We start from the raw sequence: 16742 nt of genomic DNA, 5'->3' as shown, positions 1-16742 counted from the left end.
CTACCCTCTCAAAAATGCGTGTAATAATTGTTCAGTCTCATATAAAGGTAAGCCGACAACACTAAAATAGCTACCTGAAATATGTGTAACAAAGCGACCACCTAACCCCTGAATGCCATAACCACCGGCTTTATCTTGTGGCTCACCACTTTGCCAATAGGCTTTGATCTCTTCATCGCTCAGTTTTTTAAATGTGACGTCGGTACTGACAACTTGGCTAAGTACTTTATCTTTGGTTGCAAAAGCAATCGCAGTTAGTACCTGATGTGTATTTCCAGACAAGCGCTTTAGTGTATGAGTAAAATCGGCTTCATCGCGTGGCTTACATAATGATTCATTACCAATAACAACAACCGTATCACTACCAAGCACTGGCCGGTCTGTGTAACCAAGTTCAACACCTGAACGCGCTTTAAGGCGTGCTAAACGCTCTACGTAATCATGAGGGAGTTCATTGGGAAGCTGACTTTCGTCTGCATCAACACTAAATTGAGAAAATTCAATACCCAATTGGGCAAGTAGCTCTTTTCGACGAGGAGAAGCTGATGCCAGATATACGGCAGTATTCATTATCTGATCCTAAAATGTCTGCGGTACTTACGAAGTAATAAAAACACCCAAAACCAACTTACCATGCCAGTAAATACTGGCCATAAATATTGTGGGTTAAAGTAAACACCAAGCAAAAAATGGTTTAGCCAAAACTGCATTAAATGATAAAGCGTTAAAAACAAACCAATTAACAAACTTTGCTGCCAAAGTGAGAAGTTACGAATTTTTTGAAAGTTGCTCGCGGTAATAAATATACACACCGAAAATGTCAGCGAGTTAACACCTAAAGGTGAGCCTGAGGCTAAATCAATGAGTAAACCTACAACCCAAGCAGTACCAATATTTAACCGATGTGGCACGGCTAATGACCAATACATAAGTACTAATAAGACCCAATCCGGTCTGAATGGTTCAAACGAGAATGGCAGCGGCATTAGCGCCATTATTAAGGCAAAAAATATGCTCAGCGCAATTAACAATGAATAACGGTTAATCATCGTTTATTTGCTCCTGTTGGCTGCGCCATAAAATAACCAGCAAGCGAATTCGGTCAAGCAGCGCGATTGGCTCTGCAAATACTTGTGCAAATGGGCGGCCTTCATCGCGGTTAATTTCTGTGACTATCGCCACCGGATACCCTTCAGGAAATGTGCCACCTAACCCAGAAGTCACTAATACATCACCAATACGTACATCTAAACTATGAGGCACATGCGAAAGCTTAACTACATTAATTTTACCAATGCCTTCAACGACGGTTCGCACGTCGTTTCTAAGTATACGCACCGGTGTTGCATGAGTTGTGTCGGTCATCAGTAGTACGCGCGATGTAGTAGAGCCTACTTTTGTCAGCTGCCCTACCACTCCCATTTCATCTATTACAGCTTGGCCTTCACTAAGGCCGTCGGTGGTGCCACGGTTAATAACAACTTGATGACTGTAGGGGTTTGAGTGAACGGAAAGTACTTGCGCAATAATTTTACGGTTAGATTGTTTTGCCGATGAGCCAAGTAATGCGCGCAACTTTTGGTTTTCTCTGGCCAAAAACTGATACTGTTGCAACTGCTCACTTTGTAGCATTTGCTTTTTTTTCAGTGCTTCATTTTCAGTGAGAAGTTGATCGCGCGTGTGTAAGCTTTTAGCGCCAATGCTAAATAACTCATAAGGTAAGTTGGCAACATAAATAAGCGGGCTGACCAGCGTATTTAAACTGGTGCGCACAACGGTTCCACCTTCTGTGTAACGGTCTCCAGCTATGAGTACGATACTCAAAAGCACTGCGACAAAAAGTCGCAGTTGCAAAGAGACAGTGCGCCCAAACATTAATTTCATTAGTCGTAACTAAAAACGTCACCACCGTGAACATCAATCATTTCTAATGCTTTACCGCCGCCACGTGCTACACACGTTAGTGGGTCATCGGCTACAACAACAGGGATACCTGTTTCTTCCATTAGTAAACGATCTAAATCTTTTAATAGTGCACCACCGCCAGTAAGTACCATACCGTGTGCAGAAATATCTGACGCAAGCTCTGGTGGCGATTGTTCAAGGGCAACCATCACTGCGCTTACAATTCCCATTAGTGGCTCTTGAAGGGCTTCTAAAATTTCGTGTGAGTTAAGCGTAAATGAACGTGGAACACCTTCAGCTAGATTACGCCCACGTACTTCAATTTCAATTGGCTCGTCTGTTTTAAACGCAGACCCAATTTGGTGCTTAATATTTTCAGCGGTTGCTTCACCAATTAAGCTACCAAAATTACGGCGCACATAGTTAATAATCGCTTCGTCAAATTTATCGCCACCAATACGTACTGATGATGAGTAAACCACACCATTTAGTGAAATAATGGCAACTTCAGTTGTACCACCACCAATATCAACAACCATAGAGCCTGTTGCTTCTGATACCGGTAAACCTGCACCAATTGCCGCAGCCATTGGTTCTTCAATTAAGTAAACTTCACGGGCGCCAGCGCCCATTGCCGATTCGCGGATTGCACGTTTTTCTACTTGCGTTGCACCGCACGGTACACAAATAAGCACGCGCGGACTTGGGCGCATAAAGTTATTGTTATGCACTTGCTTGATAAAGTGTTGTAACATTTTTTCTGTTACATAAAAGTCAGCAATTACGCCGTCTTTCATTGGGCGGATTGCTTTAATATTACCCGGCGTACGACCTAGCATTTGTTTTGCTTCGGTACCTACCGATGCAACACTTTTAGGGCCACCAGCTCGCTCTTGACGGATAGCAACAACTGAAGGTTCGTTTAGAACAATACCTTCTTCTTTTACATAAATTAGGGTATTGGCTGTACCCAAGTCGATCGATAGATCGTTAGAAAAAATACCACGGAGTTTTTTAAACATGAGGCTGGATGACCTTTGAAATACGTTCTTATATTAGCTGCCTCACTTTAACATGCTTATTTTGATGAGCAATATAAAGTGTGGCGCCTTTGTGAATTTGTTAAAAAAGGAAGCAATGCTTCCTTATAAAGTTTATCTCTCGCGAACTAAGCGAAAACCAATGTAGTTTGATCTAAAATCAGGCGCTAAGATTAGTCGTGTTGATACACGCGCAAGACTTGGTGCAAAGTTCCATGCTCCACCTCTTACGGCAACATCCGATTCACCTGATTTTTTATTGGTCCATTCCCATACGTTACCTACCGTATCGTAAAGTCCAAACGCGTTTGGAGAAAAAGACCCCACGGGTGCAGCACGCTTATTTGACCATTCACTACCACACCAACCACAGTTAGCTAAGTTTTTACCAATTTCGTTACCCCAAGGGTACTCAGTTTCTGTACCTGCACGAGCTGCATATTCCCATTCAACTTCGCTAGGTAAACGAAACTGCTGACCTGTCTGGCCCGATAACCACTCAGCATATGCTTTTGCATCGTTGTAAGTTAAACATACAGCCGGAAAGTCACTGCCTTGTTCAAAACCAGGATTGCGCCAGTTTAAAGCCGCTTCCCATACTGGCTCGCCATTTAAATAATATGCGCAGCCTTTATTTATTTCTGCTTCTGTTTTATACGCCGTATTAGCAACAAATTTTTCATAATCGCCTACTGTTACTTCCTTGCTTTGCATCGCAAATGAGTTAGCAATGGCTTTTTCAATAACTGGGCGCTCATTAGCCAATCCGTTACCATTAATATCACCCATTTTAAATTTGCCAGCAGGAATAACCACAACAGGTGTTTCTACATTTGCGTTTAAAACGTTAACATTTTCGCTTACTCTGCGTGTTTGTGTTTCTGGTTGCTCGCGAGTATAGGTCGGTGCAGCAATCGACTTAGGCTTTTTTACTAAGTTAGCATTAATTGTTTGCGCTTTATTTAGGTTTACACGTGCTTGGTAAGGCTTGTAGCCTAACTTACGAATTTCAATTTCGTGCACACCTTTTGGTAAACGCGTAATTAAACGTGTAGAACCAAAGCTCACACCATTAATAAACACTTCATCGTCGTAAACGTTAGAGCGAAGAGTTAGCTCTACCGACTGTTCTTTTTTTTGTTCAACAACCGTGTAATCAGGTTTAGATTGTACTGGCTGCTTAACAGAATAATCGCGTACAGGCTGATTGTTTAAGCGCGATACCGAAACTGCACTGTTATTATCCGCGCTATTGCTGAATGTTAACTGACTATCCGTATACGTTGTGCCATAAGTTGGCTGGTAAGCGGTATTAAGGGGTGAACCGTATTCTGAACAATAGCGGTTATCTATACTTAATAAGTTACATAAACGGCTGCTATTAACTTCGCCGCGCATTGAAACGCTTAAGTTAACGTTATAATTACCTTGGCCGCTAAATGCACTACTCACTACATGGCTACTTAAAATTTGTACTTGCGCACCAGCTAAATTGCGTTTTGGTTCAACTATGCGTTCTTCTGTTAAGTTTGCAAAAATTTGGTCTACAAAGCGTTTGGTTGCTTTTTGTAACCCCATTTGCTGACCACGTTGCTCACACGCCGCAAGTGTTTCTGTGCGCTTACAATTTATTGTATGGTTAACCTCAAGCGTACCTTCACGCGTAAACTCGTTACGCAAGCGCTCTACACGAGCCGTTGTTAACTGCTCTTTTAAACTTTCTAAGGTATTTAGTAAAGTGTGCTTAGCAACTCGTATTTGCTCAATATCTTTTCGGTGAGATGCAATTGCCGCCAACTGCATAGAGATATCATCTTTATTTTGCTTGTGATCAACTACCGCCTGTTGATAGCGAGATTGAGCACTTGTAATATTTATTGATGGATCATCAATTAAACGGCGATACATTTCGTTCATCGCGTCGAGCGCTTGGTTTTTTTCTTTATCTAGCTCAGTTGAACGAGAACGAAGTAGCTCTAATTGATTTTGTAACTGACTTTCTTCTTTTAAATGTTTATCAAGTATTCTTGTCGAGTTATCGTATTCTGTCTGTTTAACACTAATCTCTGACTCAATTCCAGTTACGGTAGCTGTGTCTTGTGCAAATGCACTACTTGCTAACAAACTAGCTGTAATTAACAGAGATAAAGGAGTAATTCGCATATATTCCAGTCCCAAAAAGCGGCAATTATTTGGTCGTTATTATTTTTTTATAATTAAAGTCTTATGCTATGTACTTGCAGCGCAAAACACAAGCTTTGTTCAATTATTATCTTAGTTTACAACTATTCGCCCGTTTCACGCTAGTAAATAACCTGATCATTTACTCTAAAGCCAATAAATTGTAAAACACTGCTTAGATCTTACTTAAATTCATAAACTTACACTTAACAGTGAAACTATTTTATTTTAGGTTATTCATCACTGTTGAGTATCATTTTGTATTAAACCTAGCGTATTTGCGTTATTTAACCGTTAACCATTTAAAATTACGTTATCAAATAAACTAGCAAACTTATAAACACTTATTTTTTGTACTAACACTCAGACGTAAATACGCTTAAAGCGGGCGCAATAATTACATTTTGTTTCGTGTTGTTTTTGGCTTCAACATATTCAATACGGCAATTATCCACTGCAGAATAACTGTTGGGATAAATAACAGCTTTTGCAGCTTGTGGGCTACTCGTAATATTAAAATCCCCAGTGTGTTCAGTTGCAAATTTAGTATCTAAAAACGCCTTAAAAGCGGCCTCAGTTGCAGCAGGATAGCCATAAACAATATCAACCATTTTTCCTGAATCAAGCTCGATACTGCCATTAGCATTATTATGGACGTTTTTGATAATGGCTTTTCCATGTACAACGCTTATTTCAGCTTGAATTGATACTTGCAGTGTTTCAAGAATGGATGCGTGTGCTTCCCCTTGAAGGTTTAAAAAGCGCGGGGCAAAATAAACAGATAACGCCCCAAAAGTGACAATAACAATTATTAGCTGCAGTAACGAAAAGCCAATCTGTTTTTTTATAAGTATTGTTTTCTTAAATTGTTTTTTCATAACTAAACTCCCTTTACAATTGGTTAACTTTAAAACATGTTAACCAATCTAGCTACTCAAAGTTTAATCAACGCACTGTTACACAAAACAATCCACCGTAATTTTGTATAGCCCCTTCTATTTATAAGCTATAAAATTAGCCGTGTATTTTATTATTTATCCTTTTAATTGAGAAAAAATGCCTGCATCTTTCGAAATAAATGAAACCACTATTACGCAAAAAATTGATGATCCGTGGTTAAAAGGTAAAGGCATTGAGCTATTAGTAAAGCGAGATGATCTGCTTCACCCTTTAATAAATGGGAATAAGTGGCGAAAACTAAAATATAATTTAATACAAATGCAGTCCCAGAATAAAACCGAGTTGCTTACATTTGGTGGCGCATTTTCAAATCATATACATGCGTGCGCCGCAGCGGGAAAGATGTTTGGTTTAACAACGCATGGGATTATTCGCGGGCCTAATTTAGATCAAAGCAACCCAACTATTCAATTTGCACAGCAGTGTGGCATGCAGCTTCATGTTGTTAACCGTATTGAATATAAGCTACGAAGCGATGCGCAATACCTCGCAGACCTTAGAACAAAATTCCCCAATGCGTATTTTCTTGCTGAAGGTGGCACTAATACCTATGCAATACAAGGCTGCGCAGAGCTTGCACAAAGTTTACCAAAACACGATTACTTAATATGCCCTACAGGTAGTGGTGGAACGCTTGCGGGCCTTATTGAGGGCAGTAATGTAACAACACAAATAATAGGAATTGCAGTTTTAAAGCAAGCACAATATTTAATAGAGGAAGTCCGTAAGCTAAGTGCTAAAGCAAGGTCACAAACTAACTGGCAATTGCTTTGCGATTTTCATGGCGGTGGCTATGGTAAATTCACTCCTGAGTTATGGGCGTTTTGCCAACATATGAGCACTACACACAATCTACCGCTAGAGCCTATTTATAGTGGTAAAATGCTGTACGCTCTGTGGCAGTTAATAGAGCAAGATTACTTTCCTTTTGGCAGTAAAATAATTGCAGTTCATACCGGCGGCTTACAAGGATTAGAAGGGCTTAAGTACAGAAAACTTATTTAAGCATACTTTTTCAGTCGAGCACCCAATGCGTAGGGTTTAATTAAAAAACTAAAGTACATCAATGAAAAACAGCCTGAGTTAGCTCTTGTAAAGGTTCCGAAAAATAAAAGCCTTGCGCGCCCGCGACACCTAGTTTTGTAAGCATAATAAGTTCTTTTTGAGTTTCTACTCCTACCGCATAAACAGGAAGATTTAACATTTTTCCTGCATTAACAATGTTTTTGATGCATTTTTGATTATGCGATTTTTCATTGACTAAGTGCACTAGATCGTAACTTAGCTTTAAACCTATTACCTCTTCACAGTGAATAAGCAGAGGAATGTTTTCACTCGTTTTTACATTATCAATAATAATATTAGATCTGTGTTTTTTTATTATATTTAACGTATTTGCTAACGCATCTTTGTTGTTGCAAAAAAAAGCTTCACTCATTTCAAACTGTAATTGGCAGCTTAAATTCAGCCTATCCATTTGTGTGCTTAACCAGCTCCAAAACTCTTCGTTAAGCCAATTTTTAGGGTGCATATTAACGCTAACGCTTAATGGTGACTTTTCAGCCATTACCAGAGTGAGTATTTGCGATAACACCGCTTTATCTAATATTAGCGCGTCATTTTTACTCTCAACTTGATTAATAAAATACTGAGCCGCCAGCAAACCATGCATGTCGTGCCTTACTCTTATTAATGCCTCATGCTGAATAATATCGCCACTAATCAAATCGAACACAGGCTGAAAAGAAAGCATAAACTTATTCTTTTTAATATTGTTAATAACCTGCTCATTACAAAATAACACTTCTTGGCTTTTGCTCAGTGCTAATCGATGACGGTGCAATAACATACTATTTTGAGAAAGCGTTAAAGCCGCTTTTGCTATTTGCAATACCTTGGATTGATCGGCACCTAAGCGAAAGTTACATGCACCTAACTTAACATGTTTACGAGTCGTACTTTTCTGATGGCTTTGACACACATTAAAAATAATTTTGTATAGACGTTCAGTATAACGATCAAGCTCAGCGATAGGCACATTGTAGAGTGTAATGGTTAGTTGTTCAGGGTTAATGACTTTCACAGCAATTTTTTTTATTTCAGGAACGCTTTTAAGTATTAATACTTTAAAGCTTGTTTCTAAGTCAGTATTTTTATCAAACTCGCAATCCCAACTCACTAAAATAAATAAACTATGATACTGCTCAGCCGCGGCATAGAGCGACCCTAGCTCATCGCTTTTAACGGTTTTAACGGTTTTAACTATATCTACCCTATCGCACGTGTCACTTGGTAGTTTTAACTCCTTAGGCTGACTATTGAGTCGTTTCAATTGTTTTAAATTAACTGCATTTCCCCAGCGATAAAGCGAGCTTGCAGATCCTAAAACAATAAGGTTGAGTAAAATGAAGAGGTAACTTTCCATTATCCAGACAGGAGGGTGATAAAGGCCTAAATTTAACGTTTTATACGAAAACACTTTAAGCTCTGGCTTTATTAGTTTTTTAAAATGCCCAGAAGACGGCTCAGCTGAAAGCATAAATCCATTGCTTTTAACTAAAGCAGCTAATGTTTTTTGATCTAATGGCGCATTTAATTGCAATTCATACACTTGCTTTACAAGCTGGTGCCCAGCTCTATATATTTTTAAATGTAATGCATTACTTAATATAAAATTAAAACCAATCAGCAAGATAATAAGCAAGGCCAAACATACAGGTTTTAAATGATTTGATAACCAATAGCGCCCCTTAAACATAGCTCACCCAAACGTTATATTAATAACTGAAGTGTTGTTCAAAACTGCCATAAGTACAAGGTAACTAATCAACTTTAAATATAAAATAGTAAGCAAGCTAATCGCTATTTTTAAACCAATTCGCTTACTTGAGTGTTCTATTATAGGCAGTAAAACATTGTCGATAACAAGACAAGCATTTTGGTATTTAGCTATTCCAAATAACAAATTTTTAACGCAAGTAGCAACATGTTTAGCCACATAAAATGATTAGGTATTATTGCGGATTGGTATAATAACCCTATAAAACAAAAAGACCGCTAAGTAGCGGTCTTCAAAAGTTTTTTCAACATTCTTACTTTTGTCTTTGTCTAAAACGGAATGTCGTCATCAAAATCTATAGTTGGTTCCATTGGATTTGATGCGCCGCCTTGTGGTGCATTTTGAGGCTTAGGTGCAAAACCACCTTGCTGCTGTGGTGCACTATTTTGCTGTGGAGCAAAACCGCCATTTTGTGGCTGATACTGATTACTTTGCTGTGGAGCAGGCGCCGATTGAGGCTGTGCAGCAGGTGCAGCTTGCTGTTGTGGTGCGTACCCACCTTGCTGGCTTTGGTTATTTTGTGCATAACCACCGCCTTGTTGGCCACCTTGATTACCTTGATAACCACCGCCTTGTTGGCCGCCTTGATTACCTTGATAGCCACCACCACTTTGCTGATCGCCACCGCGAGCACCTAGCATTTGCATTTGACCCGTGAAGCCATCAACAACGATTTCTGTGGTGTATTTTTCTTGGCCTTGTTGATCGGTCCATTTACGTGTTTGAAGTTTACCTTCAACGTAAATTTGCGAGCCTTTACGACAGTACTCACCAACAATTTCAGCCAGCTTTCCAAAAAATACAACACGGTGCCATTCAGTTTTATCAACCATTTGGCCAGTGTTTTTATCTTTATAGCTGTCTGACGTTGCTAAGGTAATATTTGCTACACCATTGCCATTAGGCATGTAACGAACTTCAGGATCTTGTCCTAAATTACCAACCAAAATTACTTTGTTCACACCGCGTGCCATGGAACCATCTCCTATAAACGTTAGATTAAACCAGCTACTTTACGTGCTTGGTCTAGGTCAAATTCTTTATCATTAATCTTTAAGTAGCTACGGCTTTCGTCGCGCACTACTGTTGCTTCTATTACACCTGGTAAAGCAACTAACTGAGAAGCCAATGTTTGGGCATGCTCCTCAGAACTTAATTTGGTCATTAAACTAATAACTTTACTTTTGGGTGGTACTTGCATTTTCCACGCAACAACAAGCCATATTAACCCAACAAGTGCCGCTGCCGCAAACACAGCTTGCGTTGTTGTAGTTTGAGCAATATAACCACCTAACACCCCGCCCAAAAAGGCACCTAAAAACTGGCTAGACGAGTATCCCCCCATGGCTGATCCTTTTTGGTTAGCCGGGGCTATACGCGATACAAGCGCTGGCATTGTGGCTTCTAAAAAGTTAAATGCGACAAAATAAAGCAACATACATATAGCAATACCTACCACACTATTAATCCATACTGACATGGCCAGCATACTGACTGTTAACAGCGCTACAGAACCGATAAACGCTTGCTTTTCTTTTTCTTTTTTAATGGCCACAATCATAATAGGTACCATTAATAAAAATGCCAAAAACAAGACCGGAATATACAAATACCAATGTTGCTCTGCCGCCAAACCTTCTTTTATCAGCTGGCTTGGTAGTACCACAAAAATAGTGGTTAATGTTAAATGCAGTAATAATACGCCTGCATTTAAACGTGATAACTCTGGATGTTTAATCAGTTTTTTAATATCGCTAAAGCTTGCCAAGGTATCCCCTTTGGGCGCTTTATTTACTGCGTTTGGCACTAAAAATAAAATAATACCAATACCGAGCACGGCAAGTATTGCTGTTAACCAAAATACCCCAGCTACACCCCACGAAGCGGCAACAATTGGGCCTAATAACATCGCAAAGGCAAAGCTCATGCCTATGCTCATACCAATTACAGCCATTACTTTAGGGCGTTGTTCGTCGCGACTTAAGTCGCTGGCAAAAGCCAGTAATGCACTAGCAATAGCGCCCATACCTTGTAAGGCACGCCCTACAGTGACCATTTGGATAGATTCAGCCAATGCGGCTATGACTGAGCCGATAGCAAACACAACTAAACCACCAATAATAACTTTTTTACGGCCTATTTTGTCTGACAAACGGCCCATAGGTATTTGCAATACTGCCTGTGTTAAGCCATACGCACCAATAGCAAAACCAATCCAAATCGGTGAAAAGCCGTCAAGCGACTGGCCATAAATCGCTAATACCGGCATCAGCATAAATAAGCCGAGCATTCTAAATGCAAACACACTCGCTAGCGATACAGCGGCGCGCTTTTCTCGTGAATTAAGTGAAGATGCAGTCATTATCAGCAAAATCTTACGATGTGAAAAAATTAGGCAAGGATTCTATCACAAGCTTGGCAATAATTAATCGCTTAAAGCTAAGGATTTTTCATGATCAAGGATTAATATTGCAGCGTATTATGAGATACTCAGTAAATAATTTTGGTAATTAACGAGATAGCATGGAAAACATTGAAGTCCGAGGCGCCCGTACGCACAATTTAAAAGACATCAGCCTAACCATCCCACGTGATAAATTAATTGTTATCACAGGCCTATCTGGTTCGGGAAAGTCATCACTTGCATTTGATACTTTGTACGCTGAAGGGCAACGCCGGTATGTTGAATCACTTTCTGCGTATGCAAGACAGTTTTTATCCTTGATGGAAAAGCCCGATGTTGATCATATTGAAGGCCTATCTCCTGCAATTTCAATAGAACAAAAATCAACCTCGCATAACCCACGTTCTACCGTGGGTACCATTACCGAAATATACGATTACTTACGTTTAATGTTTGCTCGCGTGGGCGAACCTCGTTGTCCTACACATGATTTACCTTTAGCCGCACAAACAATTAGCCAAATGGTAGATACCGTTTTAGCACTGCCTGAAGGCACTAAGCTAATGCTTTTGGCACCGGTAGTAAAAGAGCGTAAAGGTGAACATGTTAAGTTGCTTGAGCAACTAGCAAGTCAAGGCTACATTCGCGCTCGTATAGATGGCGAAGTATGCGACCTATCAGATCCGCCAACGCTCGAGCTTCACAAAAAGCATACTATTGAAGTGGTAGTTGATCGCTTTAAAGTAAAAGATGGCCAACAACAGCGTTTAGCAGAGTCATTTGAAACTGCGCTCGAAATGTCGGGTGGTGTGGCAAATGTAGCTTACATGGACGACAGTAGCATTGAAGAAATGCTGTTTTCAGCCAACTTTGCCTGCCCTACCTGTGGCTACGCAATGACCGAATTAGAGCCTCGTTTATTTTCGTTTAATAACCCTGCCGGCGCGTGTCAAAGCTGTGACGGTTTAGGCGTACGTCAATATTTTGATCCTAACCGCGTAGTACATAACCCTGAGCTAAGCTTGGCCGGTGGTGCAATAAAAGGGTGGGATAAACGCAGCTTTTATTACTTTCAAATGCTTCAAGCGGTAGCCGAGCATTATAAATTTGATTTAGATGTACCATTTGAAAAGCTGGCTAAAGACTCTCAAAAAATTATTTTAGAGGGTTCAGGGCAAACTAAGATTGCTTTTAATTACCGTAATGACAGAGGCGATTTAATAACACGCAACCACGAGTTTGAAGGCGTGTTAAACAACATGAACCGTCGCTATCGCGAAACTGAGTCAAACTCGGTGCGTGAAGAGCTCGCTAAATATCAAACTAGCCAAGCTTGCCCTAGTTGTAAGGGGTCGCGTTTACGCCAAGAAGCACGCCACGTATTTATAGGTCAAACAAACTTACCTGCTATTACTACTATGAGCATTGGCGAAGCGATGGACTTTTTTGAAAGCCTATCGTTAAGTGGCCAAAGAGCCCAAATAGCAGAAAAAATCTTAAAAGAAATTCGCGACCGTTTATCGTTTTTAATTAATGTTGGTCTTAATTACTTATCGCTTGAGCGCAGTGCCGATACCCTCTCTGGTGGTGAAGCGCAGCGTATTCGTTTAGCCAGTCAGATTGGTGCAGGCCTTGTAGGGGTAATGTACGTATTGGATGAACCATCAATTGGTTTACACCAACGCGATAACGACCGCCTACTGCAAACATTAGTGCATTTGCGCGACCTAGGTAACACCGTTATTGTTGTTGAACATGATGAAGATGCTATTCGTGCCGCCGATCATATTATTGATATTGGCCCAGGTGCAGGTGTTCACGGTGGGCATATTATTGCACAAGGTACACGCGACGATATTCTAGCCACTAAAGACTCGGTAACTGGCCAGTTTTTATCTGGCGTGCGCAAAATAGAAGTACCAAAAGAGCGTAATCCAACCGGCGATAAATGGCTTGAGCTATTTGGCGCGACCGGTAACAACCTAAAAAATGTCGATTTGAAAATTCCATTTGGGTTAATGACGTGTATTACCGGTGTATCGGGCTCTGGTAAATCAACACTTATAAACGATACGTTATTTAAACTTGCGCATACTGAATTAAACGGCGCAACTACAGCAGAAGCTGCACCGTATAAATCAATTAGTGGCCTTGATCATTTTGATAAAGTAATTGATATTGACCAAAGCCCAATTGGACGTACGCCGCGTTCAAACCCTGCTACGTACACCGGCATTTTTACGGGCATTCGTGAGCTATTTGCCGGTACACAAGAGTCACGCTCTCGCGGATACAAAGTGGGTCGCTTTAGCTTTAATGTTAAAGGTGGACGCTGTGAAGCCTGCCAAGGTGATGGCGTAATTAAGGTAGAAATGCACTTTTTACCTGATGTATATGTACCATGTGATGTGTGTAAAGGGCAGCGCTACAACCGCGAAACCCTAGAAGTACAATACAAGGGTAAAAACATTCACCAAGTACTCGAAATGACTGTTGAAGATGCACACGACTACTTTGATAAAATACCTGCAATAGCACGTAAACTTAAAACGCTAATGGATGTTGGTTTATCGTATGTGCGTTTAGGACAAGCCGCTACTACACTCTCTGGTGGTGAAGCTCAGCGTGTAAAACTAGCTCGTGAGCTTTCTAAACGCGATACAGGTAAAACACTGTACATACTTGATGAGCCAACAACCGGCCTTCACTTTGCCGATATTGAACAGCTACTTGTTGTACTACATCGCCTGCGCGATCATGGTAATACCATCGTAGTTATTGAGCATAACTTAGATGTGGTTAAAACCGCAGACTGGGTGGTTGATTTAGGTCCTGAGGGAGGCGCTGGCGGCGGTGAAATACTTATTGCAGGTACGCCTGAAGACGTAGCTGAATGTGAGCGCTCGCACACCGGGCATTACCTAAAGCCATTGCTTTAATATAGATTATAAAAAGCACCAAGCAGTTTAACTGTTTGGTGCTTTTTTATATTTAGCTCCCGACTGTTAGTCCTTTATAAACTTCGCTATTCATCCCAACTAATTTGTATAATTTGCATATCTTTGTACTTTGCACCCGTAAATAAAATTTCGTTATCTGAGCTTACTTCAAAAGCGATAGGCCGAAAATCAACGTGAGTATCTTGCACGCTGCCATCTTTTAAATTTAACCTAGCGATTCTTGAAATAGAATCTGAATAATAGAAATAGTCTTTACTAATTCCATACACATGCGCCTTTCTAGCATTTTTAGGTAATGCCCAGCTTTGCTTATCCGCGAAGCGAATCAACTGTTCAAGGCTAATTGCGTAGGCGTTACCTTCACTATCTGAAATGAGTTTATTAGCTTTAATGTCTTCTATTACGCGGGTATCACGGGTTAGCAAGTTCAGCTCAACAACTCTATTTTTTGAATCAAGCTGCTCAATATAAATAATACTTTCGTTGTTTTTTGACCAAATATAACTCTCTATTTTACGCCCACTCAACATTTCCAACGGATAGAATTTTTGAGTATTTACGTCATAAAGTGAAAAGCGCTTATTTTTTATTAATAATATACGTTCCTTATTAGGAGATACTTTTAACCCTCTGAACCTATAGGCAGATGAGACGTCATCGTAATTAAAAAAACTAAGTTGCTTAGTTAGTCCATTTTGAGCAATCCATAATTGGCTACTACCAGAGCGCTCTGAAACAAAAACATGTGCTGGTCCGGCTTTATTTATTACTTCAACAATGCTGTAGTCATCATTATCACTTTTATACAAAGATTCATAAACTGGATTATCGCCAAAGGTATCTGTTGCTTTAATTAATGAAAATGCTTGTGTTTTATTTGCTGAGTAAAACAGGCTATTAGCAGATTGAACTGTAATATAATAAGGTGAAATTGCAGGGGTAATCGTCTGTGTATGTTTAATTATATTATTTTCATCAAACGTAATGGTTGCAAGATCTGAGTCTTCAAACACAATGACGCCTTTATCATTTGAAAGCCAATCGAACGCGAAACTAATTGTTCTTCTCTTTGCTTTAAATAATCGCTTAGTTTCACGCGAAGTAAAGTCGTAACTAAATACAGAAAATGGTTGGCCTTTTTGGCTCAATATGTACGCTATTTTATTACCCGAATGAGATAAGCGTGGCATTATTACGCCATACATTACACCTGGCGGAGGAATAACAATCGACTCCTTTTGTAATTCTAAGTCAAATTTATATAAACCTGAGCCATCTTGTTCATTTTTGTACTCGGTATAATAAATATACTCACCATTTTTATCTAATTGCGCATAACCTGTGTATCTGAGATCACATTTTTTTATTCGTTTAGCATCCCCAATAAGTGGAAACTGGCTTAAATCAACCAATACCATTTCGCATTGCTGCTGCTTTAAGTTTGTAGCTTGTAGTAGCACAGCCTGTTGGTTTAGCTGCCACGATAAAATAGATACCTGAAAACCAGGGTATGTAATTTCCACTTCTCGTTGATCAGAAAGACGTTTAACAAATGCACGATTAAAATCCTGTTCAGGTTCAACATTGGTATAAGCTAAATATTGCTTATCTGATGATAGTTCAGGGTGAACCTCACTCCCTATATTCCATGTACTCGCCACCTTATTTACCGTGATCTGTTTAACTTCATCTTTAGAAGGAGTGCTAACAAACAGCCACACAAACCATGCAAAAAAACATAAACAGACAATGGCTAATAAAGAATAAAAGATGGGCTTTTTTAAACTACTTTTTTTAAAAGGTTGAGTGGAAGTTGTTTCTGCAGCATCCACATTTTTTGAACTTAAAGCAGATGGCTCATTCAATACTTGTACGTAGTTGTCAGCGTCATTAACTTGCGATAAACGCTCTGGAATAACCGTTAGGCTATAGCCTTTTCGGTAGTGCGTTTTTAAAAGAGGTGCTTTTTCAATTGGATGGGCAAGCTGTTTTCTTAGCTCTGAGATAGCTCGGTTAATCGCATTATCGTCTACGAAAGTTTGTTGCCATACACTTTCAATAAGCGCTTGGCGAGAAACTATTTGTTGAGGCTTACTTACGAAGTGCAGTAATAACCTTACTAAGAGTGGATCTAATTCCCTTTCTAAGTTATTTGAAGTAATCACGCAGCGATTACTAATAAATTGCCAAGGTCCGATTTGATAATTCATAGTCTTTACATGTTTTTATTTTTATAAACCGTATCACATGTATCCATTATTTTGTATAAAAAGCATTTAAAACCTTATATTAACAATATAAGGTTTAACCCTAACCAATTAAATTAAAAGGATTAATTAACAATAAAAGCTTACCTATTAATTGCTCACAACTAGATAAGCGACTCTTAATAAATTCAGCGATATTCTTTAAACCGTCATCAACAAGCAGCTTACTAAAAAATCATTTGCGAT

General features: G+C 39.6%; 12 protein-coding genes. 2 read left to right on the top strand and 10 right to left on the bottom strand.

Annotation, left to right across the window (positions count from 1 at the left end):
* From ATS76_RS00430 to ATS76_RS00405, 6 genes are all read right to left on the bottom strand, one after another.
* Positions 1–570 (bottom strand): Maf family protein, encoded by a 570-nt coding sequence (locus ATS76_RS00430; protein WP_058550607.1) that lies wholly within the window; start codon positions 568–570, stop codon positions 1–3.
* Positions 570–1049 (bottom strand): rod shape-determining protein MreD, encoded by a 480-nt coding sequence (gene mreD / locus ATS76_RS00425; RefSeq protein ID WP_010555554.1) that lies wholly within the window; start codon positions 1047–1049, stop codon positions 570–572. The genes ATS76_RS00430 and mreD overlap by 1 nt, the downstream gene beginning before the upstream one ends.
* Complete coding sequence (gene mreC, locus ATS76_RS00420; protein WP_201023481.1) at positions 1042–1884, bottom strand: rod shape-determining protein MreC; 843 nt, start codon at positions 1882–1884, stop codon at positions 1042–1044. The genes mreD and mreC overlap by 8 nt, the downstream gene beginning before the upstream one ends.
* Positions 1884–2927 (bottom strand): rod shape-determining protein, encoded by a 1044-nt coding sequence (locus ATS76_RS00415; RefSeq protein WP_002958401.1) that lies wholly within the window; start codon positions 2925–2927, stop codon positions 1884–1886. The genes mreC and ATS76_RS00415 overlap by 1 nt, the downstream gene beginning before the upstream one ends.
* 132 nt (positions 2928–3059) lie before the next feature.
* Complete coding sequence (locus ATS76_RS00410; protein ID WP_058550606.1) at positions 3060–5108, bottom strand: formylglycine-generating enzyme family protein; 2049 nt, start codon at positions 5106–5108, stop codon at positions 3060–3062.
* A 374-nt stretch (positions 5109–5482) separates the two neighbouring features.
* The gene (locus ATS76_RS00405) at positions 5483–6004 is read right to left on the bottom strand and encodes a type II secretion system protein (protein WP_058550605.1); all 522 of its coding nucleotides are present in this window, start codon (positions 6002–6004) and stop codon (positions 5483–5485) included.
* A 178-nt stretch (positions 6005–6182) separates the two neighbouring features.
* On the opposite strand from ATS76_RS00405, the gene ATS76_RS00400 reads away from it, so the two are divergent.
* Complete coding sequence (locus ATS76_RS00400) at positions 6183–7091, top strand: 1-aminocyclopropane-1-carboxylate deaminase/D-cysteine desulfhydrase (protein WP_058550604.1); 909 nt, start codon at positions 6183–6185, stop codon at positions 7089–7091.
* Between the two features lie 58 nt (positions 7092–7149).
* Here the strand turns inward: ATS76_RS00400 and ATS76_RS00395 are convergent, their stop codons facing one another.
* From ATS76_RS00395 to ATS76_RS00385, 3 genes are all read right to left on the bottom strand, one after another.
* The gene (locus ATS76_RS00395) at positions 7150–8844 is read right to left on the bottom strand and encodes an EAL domain-containing protein (protein WP_235590884.1); all 1695 of its coding nucleotides are present in this window, start codon (positions 8842–8844) and stop codon (positions 7150–7152) included.
* Between the two features lie 350 nt (positions 8845–9194).
* Complete coding sequence (gene ssb / locus ATS76_RS00390; RefSeq protein WP_058550603.1) at positions 9195–9899, bottom strand: single-stranded DNA-binding protein; 705 nt, start codon at positions 9897–9899, stop codon at positions 9195–9197.
* Positions 9900–9919: 20 nt separating this feature from the next.
* Entirely contained in the window at positions 9920–11287 is a 1368-nt protein-coding gene (locus ATS76_RS00385; protein ID WP_058403838.1) for an MFS transporter, read from the bottom strand.
* Positions 11288–11448: 161 nt separating this feature from the next.
* Between ATS76_RS00385 and uvrA the strand changes: the two genes are divergently transcribed.
* Positions 11449–14268: an excinuclease ABC subunit UvrA gene (gene uvrA / locus ATS76_RS00380; RefSeq protein ID WP_058550602.1), complete on the top strand. Its 2820-nt coding sequence runs from the start codon at positions 11449–11451 to the stop codon at positions 14266–14268.
* A gap of 86 nt (positions 14269–14354) precedes the next feature.
* On the opposite strand, the gene ATS76_RS00375 is transcribed toward uvrA, so the two are convergent.
* Positions 14355–16499: a winged helix-turn-helix domain-containing protein gene (locus tag ATS76_RS00375; RefSeq protein WP_058550601.1), complete on the bottom strand. Its 2145-nt coding sequence runs from the start codon at positions 16497–16499 to the stop codon at positions 14355–14357.
* Between the last annotated feature and the right edge of the window lie 243 nt (positions 16500–16742).

Origin of the sequence: Pseudoalteromonas sp. 10-33 (assembly GCF_001469195.1) — a bacterium.
GTDB lineage: Bacteria > Pseudomonadota > Gammaproteobacteria > Enterobacterales > Alteromonadaceae > Pseudoalteromonas.
The sequence above is the reverse complement of the archived record's forward strand: the minus strand, read 5'-3'. Positions and strand labels throughout refer to the sequence as shown.

Coding starts and splice junctions, on each gene's coding strand:
- ATS76_RS00430 (WP_058550607.1), bottom strand. CDS start 570: ATGAATACTGCCGTATATCTGGCATCAGCTTCTCCTCGTCGAAAAGAG.
- mreD (WP_010555554.1), bottom strand. CDS start 1,049: ATGATTAACCGTTATTCATTGTTAATTGCGCTGAGCATATTTTTTGCC.
- mreC (WP_201023481.1), bottom strand. CDS start 1,884: ATGAAATTAATGTTTGGGCGCACTGTCTCTTTGCAACTGCGACTTTTT.
- ATS76_RS00415 (WP_002958401.1), bottom strand. CDS start 2,927: ATGTTTAAAAAACTCCGTGGTATTTTTTCTAACGATCTATCGATCGAC.
- ATS76_RS00410 (WP_058550606.1), bottom strand. CDS start 5,108: ATGCGAATTACTCCTTTATCTCTGTTAATTACAGCTAGTTTGTTAGCA.
- ATS76_RS00405 (WP_058550605.1), bottom strand. CDS start 6,004: ATGAAAAAACAATTTAAGAAAACAATACTTATAAAAAAACAGATTGGC.
- ATS76_RS00400 (WP_058550604.1), top strand. CDS start 6,183: ATGCCTGCATCTTTCGAAATAAATGAAACCACTATTACGCAAAAAATT.
- ATS76_RS00395 (WP_235590884.1), bottom strand. CDS start 8,844: ATGTTTAAGGGGCGCTATTGGTTATCAAATCATTTAAAACCTGTATGT.
- ssb (WP_058550603.1), bottom strand. CDS start 9,899: ATGGCACGCGGTGTGAACAAAGTAATTTTGGTTGGTAATTTAGGACAA.
- ATS76_RS00385 (WP_058403838.1), bottom strand. CDS start 11,287: ATGACTGCATCTTCACTTAATTCACGAGAAAAGCGCGCCGCTGTATCG.
- uvrA (WP_058550602.1), top strand. CDS start 11,449: ATGGAAAACATTGAAGTCCGAGGCGCCCGTACGCACAATTTAAAAGAC.
- ATS76_RS00375 (WP_058550601.1), bottom strand. CDS start 16,499: ATGAATTATCAAATCGGACCTTGGCAATTTATTAGTAATCGCTGCGTG.